Below are 15,207 nucleotides of genomic sequence, written 5' to 3' on the forward strand. Positions count from 1 at the left end.
TTCCTTTTGCTGTCTGTCCTGTCTTCTTCCTACTTGCGGAAGAAGTCACTCTGGCTCATGGCGCCGGCGCCGCCCAGGCGCATCACCGTGACCTCGTCCGCGTGCACGAGGCGCATCTGGCCGAGCTCGCGCTCCAGGCGCTGGGTGAAGCTGGTCTTGTATTGCAGCAGAGACTCGCCCATCTTCAGCACGCTGGTGCCCTTGACGACGGCGCTCTTGCGGCCGGGGGCGACCTCGATGTCGTCGATGTGGTACTCGTATTCGATGGTGAGGATGCCGCCCATGCGTTCGCCGACCTTGCTGAAGGTCTGGAAGGTATCGCGGGTCGCCTGGCAGGCCTCGTCGCGGTTGTGCGAGCTTTCGAGCGTCTTCCCCATCATCGTGGTCCTGCTCTCGATGCGGGCATTGCGGCTGAGCTGCTTGCACAGCGCCTCGGGGTCGCGCGAGTAGATGGCGTGGGCTTCCTTCTGGTAGTAGTCGCGCACCATCGGCTCGTCGAGCTTGCGCCCGCCGATAAAGAAGTACCACGCGCCCACGCAGAGCGCGATCACGATCGCAATTTGCTTCATCTTCTCCGTCCGCGCACCCGCGGTCCCTCGGTTTTTGCGGCGCAGTATACGTTCACAAATGTTTCCAAAAGACTTCATTTGGCCGGCGCGCTGAATCCGTCCACGGGATTGCCCCGTACATCGGGCATGCGCACCGATGCCCCACAATCAGTGGATGCCTGCACCCAGCCCCGACGCCGAACTGATGGCGCTGATCGACCGGATCGGCCATCGCGACGAAGCCGCACTGCGGCAGCTCTACGACCGAACCTCTCCCCGGCTGATGGGCCTGGCGATGCGTGTGGTGCGCCAGCGCGAATGGGCGGAAGACGTGCTCCAGGAGAGCTTCCTGACCGTCTGGCGCGTAGCGGGCGACTACCGCGCCTCGCTGAGCCCGCCGCTGGCCTGGCTCGGACTCATCGTGCGCAGCCGGGCACTCGACCTGCTGCGCCGCCGCGCCGCCGACCGCGCCCAGCTCATGCAGGAATTCGACGAGCAGATGGCCGACCAGCTCGAATCCGACGCCCCCGGCCCGGCCGAGAACGCCGATGCGAGCGAGCAGGCCTGGGCCCTGCACCAGTGCCTGAGCCAGCTGGAAGGCCGCCAGCGGGAAGTGGTGAGCCTGGCCTACCTGCGCGACATGAGCCACGGCGAACTCGCCGAGCAGCTGAAGCTGCCCCTGGGCACGGTCAAGACCTGGATACGGCGCGGCCTCGAGAAGCTGCGCGTGTGCATGGGACGCTTCGCGTGAGCGCGGTGACGACGAAGAAGGCGTTTCAAAAGGCGTTTGTCCCATCATGAACCTCATCGCACACCCCGAATTGCTCGAGCTGCTGGCCGCGAGCCATGCGCTGGGCACCCTGCGCGGCGGCGCCCGCCGCCGTTTCGAGACCCTGGCCCGCGAGCAGGCGCCCGTGCGCGCCGCCGCGCTGGTCTGGCAGGGCCGGCTGGCGAGCATGACGGAGCTGCAGTCGCCCGTCGTGCCCGACCCGGCGGTCTGGACGCGCATCCGCAACATCATCGACGCCGAGCAGTCGGCGCTCGCGCTGGAGCGCCAGCGCGATGCGGCCAGGGCCGCCGGCGAAGCCCGCCAGGGCGGCTGGCTGCGCAGCCTCGCGCTGTGGCGCGGTGCGGCCGCGGCCGGCGCGCTGGCCACGGTGGTGGCCGTGACGGTCGGCCTGAACCTGCGCGACCAGCTGCAGAACGCACCCGCGGTGCAGTACGTGGCCGTGCTCAACGACGACAAGGCCGCCGCCTCGATGCTCGTGACCTTCGATCCGAAGAAGAAGCAGCTGGTGCTCCAGCGCGTCGGCGGCTACCAGGAAGGCGCGGACAAGTCGCTGCAGCTCTGGGCCCTGCCCCCGGGCGGCGCGCCGCGTTCGCTGGGCGTGCTCGGCAACGCGCCGGCCCTGCGGCTGACGGCGTCGGAATCCGACGTGCAGGCCGTGCCCGCGCTGGCCATCTCGCTCGAGGCCAAGGGCGGCGTGCCGCCGGGCAGCGGGCCGAAGGGGCCGATCCTGTTCAAGGGCGCGCTCATCGAGAAAACCCTCTAGCCGGGGCCTGACTGTCAACGAGCGCGGCTGCTGGGGCGTCGTAAGGGAAAATCGCCCATTCGCCGCCTTCCGCATTCTTTTCCGTCCTTCCGATGCATCCGATGAAAACCGCGCTCGCCGCGGTCGCTCTGCTGGCCGCCGCGCTGTCCGCCAGCGCCCAGTCCAGCTTCTTTCCCCAGGAATCCGAGACGGCCGCCGCCGAGGCTGCCGCCGCCCGCGACTACCTGGCCGCCAAGAGCCGCTGGCACAACGAGCTCGCCGCCTTCGCGCGCGCCGACCAGGAGCGCTTTCCGGCGCCGGGCGGCGTGGTGTTCGTCGGCAGTTCCACGGTGCGCATGTGGACCCGCCTGTCGCAGGACTTCGCCCAGCAGGTGCCCGGCGGCGTCGTCAACCGCGGCTTCGGCGGCTCCACCCTGGCCGACTGCGCCCTCTTCGCGCGCGACCTGGTGGTGCGCTACAAGCCGCGTCACGTGATGGTGTATGCGGGCGACAACGACCTGGCCGAGGGCCGCACGCCGCTGCAGGTGCTCGACAGCTTCGCGCGCTTCGCGAATGCGGTGCGCGCCGAGCTGCCGGAAGCGCGCATCAGCTTCATCTCGGTCAAGCCCAGCCCCTCGCGCGAACAGCTGCTGCCGCAGATCCGCGAGACCAACCATGTGATCTCGGCCTACCTGAACCTGCTGCCCAACAGCGAATTCATCGACATCTACACGCCGATGCTGGGCGCCGACGGCCGCCCGCGCCCCGAGCTCTTCCGCAGCGACAAGCTGCACATGACGGACGAGGGCTACCGCCTCTGGCACTCGGTGATCGCGCCGCACCTGCAGAACCCCTGAGCCGGCCCGAAGCCCGGCGCGCTTCGTCGCCCCTGCCGGGTGCGACGCCCGAGGACCGAAATCAGGCCCGAACGGGCTCCGGCGGCACGTCGTCGGCCGGCGGCGGAACGTCGGCGCCGCGCGTGAAGCGCGCGACGAAATACATCCCCGAGAACACCGCCGCCAGCAGAAGGCCGTCGCCCCACCAGGGCCGCGCCGTCTGGCTGTCGCCGTAGAAGGCCAGCACCAGCAGCACCGCCACGAGGTGAGCGCAGAACACCGGCAGCGAGGCCGAGCCCATTGCCTCCAGCCAGCGCAGCCGCGGGATGCGGTGCATCAGCCAGGGCCCGAAGCGCACCGCCAGGATGCCCAGCGCCACCAGGTTCACCAGCCGCAGCGGGCCGAGCTGCCACTTGTCGAACAGCAGGTTCAGCTCCACGTCGCCGCCGAACGGCGCCTGCCCGTTGATGCCGGTGTGGCGCCAGTAGAGGCCGTAGAGCGCGATGCCCGCCGCCAGCGCCAGCAGCCAGCCCGGAAAGTGCAGAGGACGCGCGCCCGGATCGTTGCGTGTCGCGCCGATGCACAGCCCCGCGAACCACAGGAACTGCCACGCATAGGTGTTGAAGGCGCCCATCTCGTGGAAGGGCACCGGCACGCCGAGGTAGTGCACCGCCAGCCCGTAGACCCATTCGCTGATGCCGAACTGCGCCGCCGCCCACACGGTGGCGCTCACCGCCATCACCCAGGTCCAGCCGTGGCGCATGGCGAAGGCCAGCACCCAGGGGCTCATGAGCATGAAAAAGATGTACATCGGCAGGATGTCGAGCAGCGCCGGCTCGTAGATGAGCAGCAGTCCGTAGATGAAGCCCTCGCGCGGCTCGGCCAGGTAGTAGGACACCAGGTTCTTCACCGCCGGCTGGTCGATGTGCAGGCCCACGGCCGTGATCACCGTGAACAGGAACAGCAGGGTCGCGGCCTGGGCCAGGTAGACCTTGAGCACGCGCCGCCAGAAGGCCTGGCGCATCGAGTCGACGCCGCGGACGTGGCCGATGCGGCTGTACACCAGGCCGGCGACGAAGGCGGACAGCAAAACGAAACCTTCCGCGGCCGAAACGAAGCCGAATGGCTGGCCCAGCGGGTCGGTCAACCGGGTGGGCAGGTGGGTGACGGTCATCAGCACGAGCATCAGCCCGCGCAAGGCGTCTATTTCCCAGTAGCGTTTCATCGGTCGGCGGCGAGATCTTGGTGGCGGTCCGCGCGGCGCACGCACGACGGCCCCGATTGTAAGAAGAGCTGTGTAAAGCCGGCCGCGCCGGAAGGCCGGGCCGACGGCCTATGACTGTTGGCACTCCCGAACCGTCGTGCAAATCGGCTACGCTGCGCGCTGCCTCTCAGGTGGAGATATAAAAAAGTGAACCGTTTCCTTCCAACATTGCTCCTGGCCGGCGGCGCTCTTGCGGCCGGCCCGGGCCATGCCCTCCAGATCGTCAGCCTCTCGCCGCAGGGCGAAGTGGCGCGGGTTCGGCAGGTGGTCGCCAAGTTCGACCAGCCCGCCGTCAACTTCGGCGACCCCAAGGCCCCCGCCCCGCTCGCCGTGAGCTGCAACGACGCCCAGGCTGCCAAGGGCACCGGCCGCTGGACCGACGCCAAGGCCTGGGTCTACGACTTCGAGAACGACCTGCCACCCGGCGTGCGCTGCACGGTCACCCGCATTCCCACCTTCAAGCCCGCCTCGGGCGAGCTCACCGGCCCCGAGCGCTACCAGTTCAACACCGGCGGCCCCTTCGTGCGCAACTACATGCCGGGCAGCTACAGCCGCATCGACGAGCAGCAGATGTTCATGCTGGAGCTCAACGGCGCGGCCACGCTGGAGAGCGTGCGCCAGAACGTCTGGTGCACGGCCGACGGCGTGGGCGAGCGCATCCCGGTCAAGCTGCTCGACGGCGAGCAGCGCGCCGGCCTGCTCAAGGCCTTCGGCCGCGAGAAGTCGGCCGAGAAAGACCCGCTGCGCTTCGTCACGATGCAGTGCAACCGCACGCTGACGCCCGGCGCCAAGGTGCAGGTCGTCTACGGCAAGGGCGTCGCCACGCCCTCGGGTGTGGCCAACAACGTGGAGCGCCGCCTGGAGTTCCAGGTGCGCGAGCCTTTCGCCGCGTCCTTCACCTGCGAGCGCGAGAACGCGCAGGCCGCCTGCCTGCCGCTGCGCCCGATGCAGCTGACGTTCAACGCGCCGGTCACGCGCAAGCTGGCAGCGCAGATCGAACTCAAGGGCAACGGGCAAACCGTCAAGGCCCAGATCGAAGGCGGCGCGCAGAGCGACGACGACGTGGTCAACGGCGTGTACTTCGGCCCGCCGCTGGCCGAGAGCGCGCAGTACAGCATCGAGCTGCCCTCGAAGTTCGAGGACGCCTCGGGCCGCCCGCTGGCCACGCCCGGCAACTTCCCGATGAAGGTGGCCACCGGCGCAATGCCGCCGCTGGCCAAGTTCGCCGCCTCGCCCTTCGGCGTGGTCGAGCGCCTGGCCGAGCCCGACACGCCGGCCATGATGCCGGTCACCGTGCGCCGCGTGGAGCCGAAGCTGATGGTGAACGCGCTCACGCCCGGCAAGGTGAGCGACATGAACCCGAAGACCGACGCGGAGATCATCGCGTGGTTCCGCAAGGTGCGCCGCTACGACAACTTCACCGTCTCGCGCGAACAGGCGCGCAGGGACGTGAAGGGCCCGCTGCCCCCGGTCATCGACAAGGACGACCGCACCACGCTGCAGACCCGCATGCTGTCGCTGCTGGCCGGCCAGCCCGGTGTGAAGGCGCTCGACATGCCCAAGGCCGACAGCGGCGATCCGCGCCCCTTCGAGGTCATCGGCATCCCGCTGACGCCGGGCTTCCACGTGCTCGAGATCGCCTCGCAGAAGCTGGGCGAGGCGCTGCTCGACGAGCGCTACAACGCCGGGCGCACGATGTACGTGCGCACCACCGCGCTGGCCACCAACCTGGCGGTGCACTTCAAGCTGGGCCGCGAGAACTCGATGGCCTGGGTCACCACGCTGGACAAGGGCAAGGTCGTGGCCGGCGCCGAGGTGCGCGTGTCCAGCTGCGACGGCAAGGCCGTGGCCAGCGGCACCACCGACGCCAACGGCGTGGTCATGCTCAGCGGCATCTCGCCGCAGGCGCCCTCGTGCAACGGACCGAATGAATACGACAGCGGCGCCTGGTTCGTCAGCGCCCGCGCCAAGGACGAGAAGGGCGTGGAAGACCTCGCCTTCACCTGGAGCGACTGGCAGCGCGGCATCGAGCCCTGGCGCTTCAACGTGCCCACCAGCCTGCAGCCCGAGGCCGACCGCGTCGCCCACACCATCTTCGACCGCACGCTGCTGCGCGCCGGCGAGACGGTGTCGATGAAAAGCCTGATCCGCACGCAGACCAGCAAGGGGTTCGGCCTGCCCGAGAACCGCCCCGACACGCTGGTCATCACCCACGTGGGCAGCGGCCAGCGCTTCACGCAGCCGCTGAACTGGCGCAAGACCGCCACCGGCGGCCTGAGCGCCGAGAACAGCTTCGCCATTCCGCCGGCCGCCAAGCTCGGCGTGTACGAGGTGATGCTGCGCACCGGCGGCAAGGACGCCAACGGCGACGGCAACAGCGAGGGTGAAGGCGATGGCGACGAAGGCTACGGCCGCAGCTTCTCCACCGGCAGCTTCCGCGTCGAGGAATTCCGCCTGCCCGTGCTCGAGGGCCGCATCACGCCGGCCGACAAGAAGCCGCTGGTGGCGGCCACCAGCGTGCCCACCGACGTGCAGATCAACTACGTTTCCGGCGGCGGCGCGGCCAACCTGCCGGTGCGCGTGTCGGCCATGGTGCGCGGCAAGAGCCTGAGCTTCTCCGACTACGACGCCTTCAGCTTCAGCCCGCCGCGCGCCTCGCAGGGCGACGGCAGCGAGGCGGCCACGGCCGTCACCGCAGCGGCCGAGGCCGGCTCGGGCGAGGAAGACCTCAACAGCGTGAACGACACCCGCGTGATCGCCGACAAGCTGCCGCTCACGCTCAACAAGGACGGCGCCGGCAAGGTCACCATCGACAAGGTGCCGAAGGTCAAGGCCGCGCGCGAGCTGCTGCTCGAGGCCACCTACGCCGACCCGAACGGCGAGGTGCAGACCATCCGCAGCACGCAGACGCTGTGGCCGGCATCCGTCATCGCCGGCATCAAGACCGAGGGCTGGGTCTCCACCGCCCAGAAGCTGAAGTTCCAGGCGCTCGCGCTCGACCTCTCGGGCAAGCCCCAGGCCAACGTGACGCTCAACGTGCGCGCCGTGGCGCGCATCACCACCACCAGCCGCAAGCGCATGGTGGGCGGCTTCTACACCTACGACAACAAGACCGAGACCAAGGACATCGGCACCGTCTGCAGCGGCAAGAGCGACGCGCGCGGCCTGCTGCTGTGCGAATCGGAGCTGAAGGAGGCCGGCGAGGTCGAACTCATCGCCAGCGCCACCGACAGCGAAGGCCGCGACGCCAGGGCGGTGAGCTCGGTCTACGTGACCAAGCAGGGCGAACTGTGGTTCGGCGGCGAGGACAACGACCGCATCGACGTGCTGCCCGAGAAGAAGAGCTACCAGCCCGGCGAGATCGCCAAGTTCCAGGTGCGCAGCCCCTTCCGCTTCGCGACCGCGCTGGTCGCGGTGGAACGCGAGGGCATCATCGAGACGCACGTGGTCAAGCTCGACGGCAAGGACCCGACCGTCACCCTCGAGGTGAAGCCCGAGTGGGGACCGAACGCCTACGTGAGCGTGCTCGCGCTGCGCGGCCGCCTGCGCGAGGTGCCCTGGTACAGCTTCTTCACCTGGGGCTTCAGGTCGCCGCGCGAGTGGTGGACGGCCTTCTGGTACGAGGGCAAGGAATACGTGGCGCCGACCGCCATGGTCGACCTGAGCAAGCCCGCCTACCGCCTCGGCATGGCCGAGATCCGCGTCGGCACGCGCGCCCACCAGATCGACGTGACCGTCACCAGCGACAAGCCCAGCTACCCGATCCGCAGCAAGGCGCAGGTCACCATCAGCGCCAAGCTGCCCGACGGCAAGCCCGCGGCCGGCGCCGAAGTGGCGCTCGCTGCGGTCGACCAGGCGCTGCTGGAGCTGATGCCCAACGACAGCTGGAACCTGCTCAACGCGATGCTGCAGCGCCGCAGCTGGGGCGTGAGCACCTCCACCGCCCAGATGGAAATCGTCGGCCGGCGCCACTACGGCCGCAAGGCCGTGCCCGCGGGCGGCGGCGGCGGCAAGGGGCAGACGCGCGAACTGCTCGACACCCTGCTCGTGTGGAACCCGAAGGTGGTGCTCGACGCCAACGGCCAGGCCGTGGTGACGGTGCCGCTGAACGACGCGCTCACCACCTTCAAGATCGTGGCGGTGGCCGATTCGGGCGCCAACCTGTTCGGCACCGGACAGGCCAGCATCCAGGCCACGCAGGACTTGCAGATCATCAGCGGCCTGCCGCCGCTGGTGCGCGAGGACGACCAGTTCCGCGCCCAGATCACCCTGCGCAACACCACGCAGAAGCCGATGAAGGTCGAGGCCACGCCGCGCGCCACCCTGCTCACGCTGGAGCCGCAGACGGTCGACATCCCGGCCGGCGAGGCCCGCGAGGTGGCATGGACCGTGACCGCGCCCGCGCAGCTCGGGCAGACACGCGCCGAAGCCATCCTGTGGGAGATCGAGGCCAAGGACATCAGCGGCGGCGCCCAAGGTGCGAGAGACGCACTGAAGGTGCGCCAGCGCATCGTGCCCTCGGTGCCGCTCACGGTGCAGCAAGGCACGCTGGTGCAGGTCGACGGTCCGTTCACGCTCGACGTGGCGCCGCCCGCCGACGCCCTGCCCGGCCGCGGCGGCCTGAAGCTCTCGCTGCAGCCCAAGCTGGCCGAGGGCCTGCCGGGCGTGCGCGACTGGTTCGCCAACTACCCATTCATCTGCCTCGAGCAGAAGACCAGCAAGTCGGTCGGCCTGCGCGACGCGAAGATGTGGCAGGGCGTGCTGGCCCAGCTGCCGACCTACCTGGACAGCGACGGCCTGGCCAACTACTTCCCGCCGCGCGACGGCGAGGCCAACCGCGGCAGCGACATCCTCACCTCGTACCTGCTCGCGGCCACGAACGAAGCGGCCCAGCTCAACCCCGCCTTCGCGCTCGCCGACGACGTGCGCGCGCCGATGGAGTCGGGCCTGATCGCCTTCGTCGAAGGCCGCATCACCCGCGAGTTCTGGAGCCCGCGCAAGGACCTCGACGTGCGCAAGCTGGCCGCGCTCGAAGCGCTCTCGCGCTACGGCAAGGCCAAGGGCAGCATGGTCGGCAGCATCACCATCGCGCCGAACCAGTGGCCCACCAGCGCGGTGATCGACTGGCTCAACATCCTCAAGCGCGTGAACGACGTGCCGCAGCGCCAGCAGCGCCTGGACGAGGCCAACAACGTGCTGAAGGCGCGCCTGTCGTACCAGGGCACCAAGCTGATCTTCAGCACCGAGCAGGACGACTACTGGTGGTGGCTGATGACCAACGGCGATGTCAACACCGCCCGCCTGCTGCTCAGCGTGATGGACGACCCGGCCTGGAAGGACGACATCGGCAAGCTCGCCAACGGCTTCATCGGCCGCCAGCAGAACGGCGCCTGGCACATTACCACCGCCAACCTGTGGGGCGGACTGGCGCTGGAGAAGTTCAGCAAGGTGTTCGAGAGCACGCCGGTGGCTGGCGTCACCGCCGCCACGCTCGGCGCCGTGAAGGCGCAGGTCGACTGGAGCAAGGTCGAGCGCGTGAAGACCAGCGACGCGGCCGGCGCGCCCAACCAGAGCACCTTCTTCGGCGCACCCGCCTCGCCGGGCAACCTGAAGAACAACACGATGTTCCTGCCGTGGGCATCGTCGCCGTCCGGTGCTCCGGTGCGCGACACGCTGCTGGTGACGCAGCAGGGCACCGGCAAGCCGTGGCTCACGCTGCAGTCGATCGCCGCCGTGCAGCTGAAGGCGCCGTTCGCGGCCGGCTACGCCATCAAGAAGACCATCACCCCGGTCGAGCAGGCCACCGCCGGCAAGTACACGCGCGGCGACGTGCTGCGCGTGACGCTGGAGGTGAACGCCAGCGCCGACATGACCTGGGTGGTCATCAGCGACCCGATCCCGGGCGGCGCCACCATCCTCGGCGGCGGCCTGGGCCGCGACTCGCAGATCGCCACGCAGGGCGAGAAGAAGTCGAGCGCGGGCTGGCCGGCCTTCGAGGAGCGCAGCTTCGAGGCCTTCCGCAGCTACTACGAGTACCTGCCCAAGGGCGTAGTGAAGATGGAGTACACCGTGCGCCTGAACAACGTCGGCGACTTCGCGCTGCCGCCGAGCCGCGTGGAGGCCATGTACGCGCCCGAGATGTTCGGCGAGGCGCCGAATGCGCGGGTGAAGGTGGAGGCGGCGAAGTAGCCATTTCGCATTTCGCATTTCGCATTTGCCGATTCGAAAGCAAACAGGGAGAACACAATGGGCCTGGCCATCAGCATCGGCGTGCTCGTCGATCTGCTCGAACACGATCCCGAAGGAGCCGAATGGCTCCAGGAAGATCTGGCGGTGGTGAACGAGGTGCTGTCGGCGGCGGGCCTTGCGCCGCACGCAGAGCCGCGTGAGCTGCCGCCGCTGCGCTCGCGTGCGGCGATCGGCAGCTTCCCGTACTCGTTCATCCACTACCTGCGCCGGGCCTATGCGTACCGCGCGAATTCGCCCGACTGGATGGCTACTCCGGTGGAAGACGGTGTCGACCCCTCGGAGGATCCGGCGGTCGAGGACGCGCTGAGCGACATGCAGAGCCACCTGATCTGCCACTCCGATGCGGAAGGGCTCTACGTGCCCGTCGATTTCGACGAAGTGCTGTACGCCGAGCCCGACCAGAAACTGCCCGGCGGCATCCTCGGCTCGTCCTACCGCCTGCTCGACGAACTGGTGCTGGTGGCCCCCGCACTGGGCATCGAACTCGCCGACGGCGAGCTGTCTGACCAGGAAGCCGAACGGATCGGCAGGCTCATCGACGCCGACCAGGGCCTCCATCGGGAGTACGTTTCTTGGCTGCGGCTCTACGAATCGGCCCGGCTGAGCATTGCGCACAAGACGGCGATCGTTTTCAACTGAGCTGTTCAGTTCACCGGCTTCGGCTGCCCGCCATGAACCACATCCGCCTCGCGCTCGCAGCACTCCTGCTGCCCTTGTCGGCACTGGCCGCATCGGGCGATGCGCCGGTCTCGGTCGACTACCGCTGCCTGACCGAATCCTCCGCGCAATCGATCCGCCTGGAATGGCGCGTGTTTTCCGACCCGAACAGCAACTGGTCAGGCGGATACGTCAGGTACAAGGGGGCGTCGCGCGTGATCACCATCGTGCCGGTGAAGACCGAAGTCGGTGACAAGCCCGAGGGCCGTCCGTGGGAATACACCACCACCTGGGCCGAGATCGTCGACGGCCGCATCGCGGGCCAGTACGTCGTGACGACCCAGGGCGCGAACATCTACGGCTTCGACTACAAGAACCTGCGCAACGGCAAGCAGTATTCGTTCTCGCAGGACATCGCCTCCGACGACGGCAAGAAGTGCAGCTGGTAGCGGTAACGCCCGGGCCCGTCGCATCCAGGCCTTTCGCGGCTGCGGCGAGTGCCTGACAGGGGGAACGGCGAAGGAGCATCGACCGGTCATCGCTCCTTCACCGGCCGCCCTCACCATCGCGGCGAACCCACAACCTGGAGGACAACACCATGGGCCTGGCTGTCTGCGTCGGCATGCTCGCCGAACTGCTCGAGGACGATCCCGAAAGCGCCGAGGGCTTCGAGGAAGAACTGGCCGAAGTCAATCGCGTGCTCGCCGCCGCGGGGCTTCCCCCGCACACCGAGCCGCGCGGTCCGCTCGAACTCGACTCGCGCGCCTCGATCGACGGCTTTCCGTACTCCTTCATCCATTACCTGCGCCGCGCCTATGCGCACCGCGTGCTGTCGCCCGACTGGGTGGCCACGCCGCTGGCGGACGATGTCGACCCCACGGCCGACCCGAAGATCCAGGCGCTGCTCGACGGCTGCGAGAGCCACCTGCTGTGCCACTCCGACGCCGAGGGCTTCTACGTTCCCGTCGACTTCGACGAGGTGCTGTTCGACGGGGACGGCGGCGACGAGGAAGAAGCCGAAGGCGATGCGGACATCGAGGAACCGGCCGGCCTTCCCGGCGGCATGCTGGGCTCCTCCCAGCGGCTGCTCGAGGAGCTGGTGTTCGTCGCTCCCGCGCTGGGCATCCGCCTCGACGACGGCAGGCTCTCCGACGAGGAAGCCGAACGCATCGATGCGCTCATCGACGAGGACGACGGCCTGTATCGCGAATACGTCTCCTGGCTGCTGCTGTACGAATCGGCTCGCCTGAGCATCGAGCACAGGACCGCGATCGTCTTTTGCTGAATCGGCTCAAAATGCGCGGCCTGGAGGCTCCCATACATCCCGCATGAGTTTCGCCACCGAACTGCGCAACTATTTCTCCCTGGCCTTCCGCTGGCAGCGCGGCCGCCAGGGCACGGGCTACGACAAGATGCTGCTGCTCACGGCGCGCTGGCCGCTGCCGTTCGACAGCTACCTCATCCGCTACCCCGAAGGCTCGGAGATTCCGCCGCACACCGACCCGGTTCAGGCCGGACGGCACTACCGGCTGAACATCGTGCTGAAGTCGCCGCGCTCGGGCGGCGAGTTCGTCTGCGCCACGCCGATCTTCGCGACGCGGCGCATCAAGCTGTTCCGTCCCGATGCCTGCGAGCACAGCGTGACACAGGTGGTGGGCGGCAGCCGCTATGTGTTCTCGCTCGGCTGGGTGCTTCGGCCGCGCAGGTCCGACGCCGGAGAAATGCCGCCGCGATGAAGCAGCTGTTGCTCGAGATCCGAACCTACCGGCTCCAGCCCTGCAGCCTCGACGCCTTCCGTCAGGCCTAAACTGCGCCCCGGTCTTCGTTCGCTCGTTCATTCGTTCATTCGTTCATTCGCTCGCTCGTTCCCTCCCAACGTTCACAGGAGAAACTCATGAACACCAAGGAAATCGCCGACAGGCTCGTGGCGCTTTGCAAGGACGGAAATTTCGAAGGCGCACAGGTGCTCTATGCACCCGAGGCAGTGAGCGTCGAGGCCAGCGCCCCGCCCGGCCAGGCGCGCGAGGCGGTCGGTCTCGCGGCCATCAGGGCCAAGGGCGAGTGGTGGACCGCCAACCATGAAGTGCATTCGATGCAGGTCGCCGGCCCGTGGCCGCACGACGACCGCTTCATCGTCGGCTTCCGCTTCGACGTGACGATGAAGGCCAACGGCCACCGCTTCACCATGGAGGAAATGGCGCTCTACACCGTCAAGGACGGAAAGATCGTGCGCGAAGAGTTCTTCTACGACGCAGGCTAGCGAAGGGCTGCCGCGCGCCGGCACCGGTACGGGTCCGGCAGGCAGCAGGTTCTCGTGCAGGCGCGATGCGGGCAGAATGGTCCGCAGGTGCCCTCATGAACACAAGATTTGTAGAAGCCTTCCTCTGGGCCGCGCGGCTGGGCAGCTTCCGCGCCGCGAGCGACCGGCTCCACATCACGCAGGCGGCGGTGTCCAACCGCGTCGCCTCCCTCGAAGAAGACATCGGCGCGCGCCTGTTCGAGCGCGACGCGCGCGAGCTGCGGCTCACGCCCGTCGGCGTGCGGCTGATGGACTACGGCGAGCGGCTGCTGGAGCTGCGCCGCGAGATCGTCTCGCTCGGCCGCCCGCGCGGCGACATCCTCGGGCTGGTGCGCATCGGCGCCATCGAGACCGTGGTCCACACCTGGCTGCTGGGCTTTCTCACCAACCTGCGCTCCACCTATCCGGGCATCGAGGTGCAGCTGACCTCCGAGACCACGCTGGCGCTGCACCGCGGACTGCGCGAGGGCGCGCTCGACATCGCGCTGCAGACCGACCACATCGCCGGTGCGGGCATCGTGAGCACGCCCTGCCTGCCGATGCCCATGGGCTGGGTCGGGCCACCCGGCGCCGAGGGCACGCAGACCGTCGAGCAGCTGCTGCGCCAGCCCGTGCTCACGATGAGCCCCGGCTCGCAGCCGCACGAGGCGCTGAAGAACCTGTTCCGCGCGGCGGGCATTCCGCTGGGCAAGGTGCACTGCGTGAGCTCGATCTCGGCGCTCGCGCGGCTGGTGAAGGCCGGCTTCGGCAACGCGCTGGTGCCGCTGCCGCCCTGCTACGAATACGTGGCCACCGGCGACGTGAAGATCATCGAGTGCGATGCGCTCATCTCGCCCCAGCGCATCGTGGTGAGCCACCTCGAAGCCGCCGACTCCGACGCCATCCGGCTCGTGGCCGAACTGGCCTGCCGCGCCTCCGACCAGTTCACGACCTCGGCCGTCGCACCAACATGGAGCGCGTCCACAGAGGGTTAACCCTCGGAATGGCGCATCCGGCCCCGAAAAGGGGCCAGTAATTCTTGTGGCTGTCGCCCAGAAAAACTCGTTTGTGACAGTCCGCCCCTGCGACGGAAGATCGCGCCTTCATTTTTTCGAAGGCCCGACTCTCTTCCGCCGCCATGAACACCACTGACTCCTCTTCTTCCGCAGCAGCGACGGCAAACGGCATGCTGTTCGTCGCCTCCGACGTGGAGCCGGCCGACGAAGCCGACTTCAACCGCTGGTACGACCAGGAGCACGTGGAAGAGCGCGTGCGCATTCCCGGCTTCCTCTCGGGTGCGCGCTACTTCTCGCTCGAGGGCGGGCGCAAGTACCTGGGCCTCTACCGCACCGAATCGCTCGCGGTGTTCGGCTCGCCCGGCTACCGCGCGGCGTTCGAGAAGCAGACGCCATGGTCGCTCGCCAACCTCGACCGCATGCGCCAGCCGGTGCGCCGCGTATGCGCCGTGCGCGCCGTGACCGGCTTCGGCAGCGGCAGCCACGTGGTCGTGCTGCCGCTGGCCGCAGCCGCCGATGCCGATGCGCTGGTGCAAGGCGCCGAACGCATCGGCCAGCAGCTCAAGAAGGAGCAGGCAGGCTTCGTGCAGTCGTACCTGCTCGTGCCCGACGCCGCGCTCAGCACGCCGCTGCCGCGCGAATCCACCGAAGGCCGCGTGCTGCAGCCGATGCTGGTGATCGAGACCAGCAGCGCCGACGCGGCACGCGCCGCGCGCGCCGCGGCCGCCTCCGCCCTCGACGCCGATCCCGCCACCGGCTGGCTGCTCTCGCTCGGCTGGAAGCTGGGCGCGGGCGAGCTGGCCTGACCGACTTCCATGTCTTCACCG

The 15,207-nt window shown here is 68.6% G+C and carries 13 protein-coding genes; 11 read left to right on the forward strand and 2 right to left on the reverse strand.

What is annotated here, in order from left to right; genetic code table 11:
- Positions 1-29 precede the first annotated feature (29 nt).
- Positions 30-569: a hypothetical protein gene (locus G369_RS0111545; RefSeq protein WP_019654156.1), complete on the reverse strand. Its 540-nt coding sequence runs from the start codon at positions 567-569 to the stop codon at positions 30-32.
- A 154-nt stretch (positions 570-723) separates the two neighbouring features.
- Here G369_RS0111545 and G369_RS0111550 point away from each other — a divergent pair, with 154 nt between their 5' ends.
- The 3 genes from G369_RS0111550 (at position 724) to G369_RS0111560 (ending at position 2,937) form a co-directional block, all read left to right on the forward strand.
- On the forward strand, positions 724-1,299 hold the full coding sequence (locus G369_RS0111550) for an RNA polymerase sigma factor (protein WP_026346332.1): 576 nt from the start codon (positions 724-726) through the stop codon (positions 1,297-1,299).
- Between the two features lie 46 nt (positions 1,300-1,345).
- The gene (locus G369_RS0111555) at positions 1,346-2,101 is read left to right on the forward strand and encodes an anti-sigma factor (protein ID WP_019654158.1); all 756 of its coding nucleotides are present in this window, start codon (positions 1,346-1,348) and stop codon (positions 2,099-2,101) included.
- 101 nt (positions 2,102-2,202) lie between these two features.
- Complete coding sequence (locus G369_RS0111560) at positions 2,203-2,937, forward strand: SGNH/GDSL hydrolase family protein (RefSeq protein ID WP_020723044.1); 735 nt, start codon at positions 2,203-2,205, stop codon at positions 2,935-2,937.
- Between the two features lie 61 nt (positions 2,938-2,998).
- Here G369_RS0111560 and opgC read toward each other — a convergent pair whose 3' ends face one another.
- Complete coding sequence (gene opgC, locus G369_RS0111565) at positions 2,999-4,141, reverse strand: OpgC domain-containing protein (RefSeq protein ID WP_019654160.1); 1,143 nt, start codon at positions 4,139-4,141, stop codon at positions 2,999-3,001.
- Between the two features lie 186 nt (positions 4,142-4,327).
- Between opgC and G369_RS0111570 the strand changes: the two genes are divergently transcribed.
- The 8 genes from G369_RS0111570 to G369_RS0111605 all read left to right on the forward strand — a co-directional run bounded on the left by G369_RS0111570 (position 4,328) and on the right by G369_RS0111605 (position 15,186).
- Positions 4,328-10,369 carry an alpha-2-macroglobulin family protein gene (locus G369_RS0111570; RefSeq protein WP_019654161.1) on the forward strand — a complete coding sequence of 2,014 codons (6,042 nt, stop codon included), beginning with the start codon at positions 4,328-4,330 and terminating at the stop codon, positions 10,367-10,369.
- Between the two features lie 57 nt (positions 10,370-10,426).
- On the forward strand, positions 10,427-11,068 hold the full coding sequence (locus tag G369_RS0111575) for a putative DNA-mimic protein (protein ID WP_019654162.1): 642 nt from the start codon (positions 10,427-10,429) through the stop codon (positions 11,066-11,068).
- 32 nt (positions 11,069-11,100) lie between these two features.
- The gene (locus G369_RS0111580) at positions 11,101-11,535 is read left to right on the forward strand and encodes a hypothetical protein (protein WP_019654163.1); all 435 of its coding nucleotides are present in this window, start codon (positions 11,101-11,103) and stop codon (positions 11,533-11,535) included.
- A 149-nt stretch (positions 11,536-11,684) separates the two neighbouring features.
- On the forward strand, positions 11,685-12,371 hold the full coding sequence (locus tag G369_RS0111585) for a putative DNA-mimic protein (protein ID WP_019654164.1): 687 nt from the start codon (positions 11,685-11,687) through the stop codon (positions 12,369-12,371).
- A 43-nt stretch (positions 12,372-12,414) separates the two neighbouring features.
- Entirely contained in the window at positions 12,415-12,822 is a 408-nt protein-coding gene (locus tag G369_RS35730; protein ID WP_019654165.1) for a 2OG-Fe(II) oxygenase family protein, read from the forward strand.
- A 158-nt stretch (positions 12,823-12,980) separates the two neighbouring features.
- Entirely contained in the window at positions 12,981-13,346 is a 366-nt protein-coding gene (locus G369_RS0111595; protein ID WP_019654166.1) for a nuclear transport factor 2 family protein, read from the forward strand.
- Between the two features lie 95 nt (positions 13,347-13,441).
- A complete protein-coding gene (locus G369_RS0111600; RefSeq protein WP_019654167.1) occupies positions 13,442-14,359 on the forward strand; it encodes a LysR family transcriptional regulator in 918 nt (305 codons plus the stop codon).
- 143 nt (positions 14,360-14,502) lie between these two features.
- The gene (locus tag G369_RS0111605; protein WP_019654168.1) at positions 14,503-15,186 is read left to right on the forward strand and encodes a DUF4286 family protein; all 684 of its coding nucleotides are present in this window, start codon (positions 14,503-14,505) and stop codon (positions 15,184-15,186) included.
- Positions 15,187-15,207 lie beyond the last annotated feature (21 nt).

The organism is Variovorax atrisoli 110B, assembly GCF_000382045.1.
GTDB classification, from domain to species: Bacteria; Pseudomonadota; Gammaproteobacteria; order Burkholderiales; family Burkholderiaceae_C; genus Variovorax; species Variovorax atrisoli.

What these genes read in the sequence shown, in the direction of transcription:
- G369_RS0111600 (WP_019654167.1), top strand. Translation starts at nt 13,442, where the DNA reads ATGAACACAAGATTTGTAGAAGCCTTCCTCTGGGCCGCGCGGCTGGGC.
- G369_RS0111560 (WP_020723044.1), top strand. Translation starts at nt 2,203, where the DNA reads ATGAAAACCGCGCTCGCCGCGGTCGCTCTGCTGGCCGCCGCGCTGTCC.
- G369_RS0111595 (WP_019654166.1), top strand. Translation starts at nt 12,981, where the DNA reads ATGAACACCAAGGAAATCGCCGACAGGCTCGTGGCGCTTTGCAAGGAC.
- G369_RS0111585 (WP_019654164.1), top strand. Translation starts at nt 11,685, where the DNA reads ATGGGCCTGGCTGTCTGCGTCGGCATGCTCGCCGAACTGCTCGAGGAC.
- G369_RS0111545 (WP_019654156.1), bottom strand. Translation starts at nt 569, where the DNA reads ATGAAGCAAATTGCGATCGTGATCGCGCTCTGCGTGGGCGCGTGGTAC.
- G369_RS0111550 (WP_026346332.1), top strand. Translation starts at nt 724, where the DNA reads ATGCCTGCACCCAGCCCCGACGCCGAACTGATGGCGCTGATCGACCGG.
- G369_RS0111575 (WP_019654162.1), top strand. Translation starts at nt 10,427, where the DNA reads ATGGGCCTGGCCATCAGCATCGGCGTGCTCGTCGATCTGCTCGAACAC.
- G369_RS35730 (WP_019654165.1), top strand. Translation starts at nt 12,415, where the DNA reads ATGAGTTTCGCCACCGAACTGCGCAACTATTTCTCCCTGGCCTTCCGC.
- G369_RS0111605 (WP_019654168.1), top strand. Translation starts at nt 14,503, where the DNA reads ATGAACACCACTGACTCCTCTTCTTCCGCAGCAGCGACGGCAAACGGC.
- opgC (WP_019654160.1), bottom strand. Translation starts at nt 4,141, where the DNA reads ATGAAACGCTACTGGGAAATAGACGCCTTGCGCGGGCTGATGCTCGTG.
- G369_RS0111555 (WP_019654158.1), top strand. Translation starts at nt 1,346, where the DNA reads ATGAACCTCATCGCACACCCCGAATTGCTCGAGCTGCTGGCCGCGAGC.
- G369_RS0111580 (WP_019654163.1), top strand. Translation starts at nt 11,101, where the DNA reads ATGAACCACATCCGCCTCGCGCTCGCAGCACTCCTGCTGCCCTTGTCG.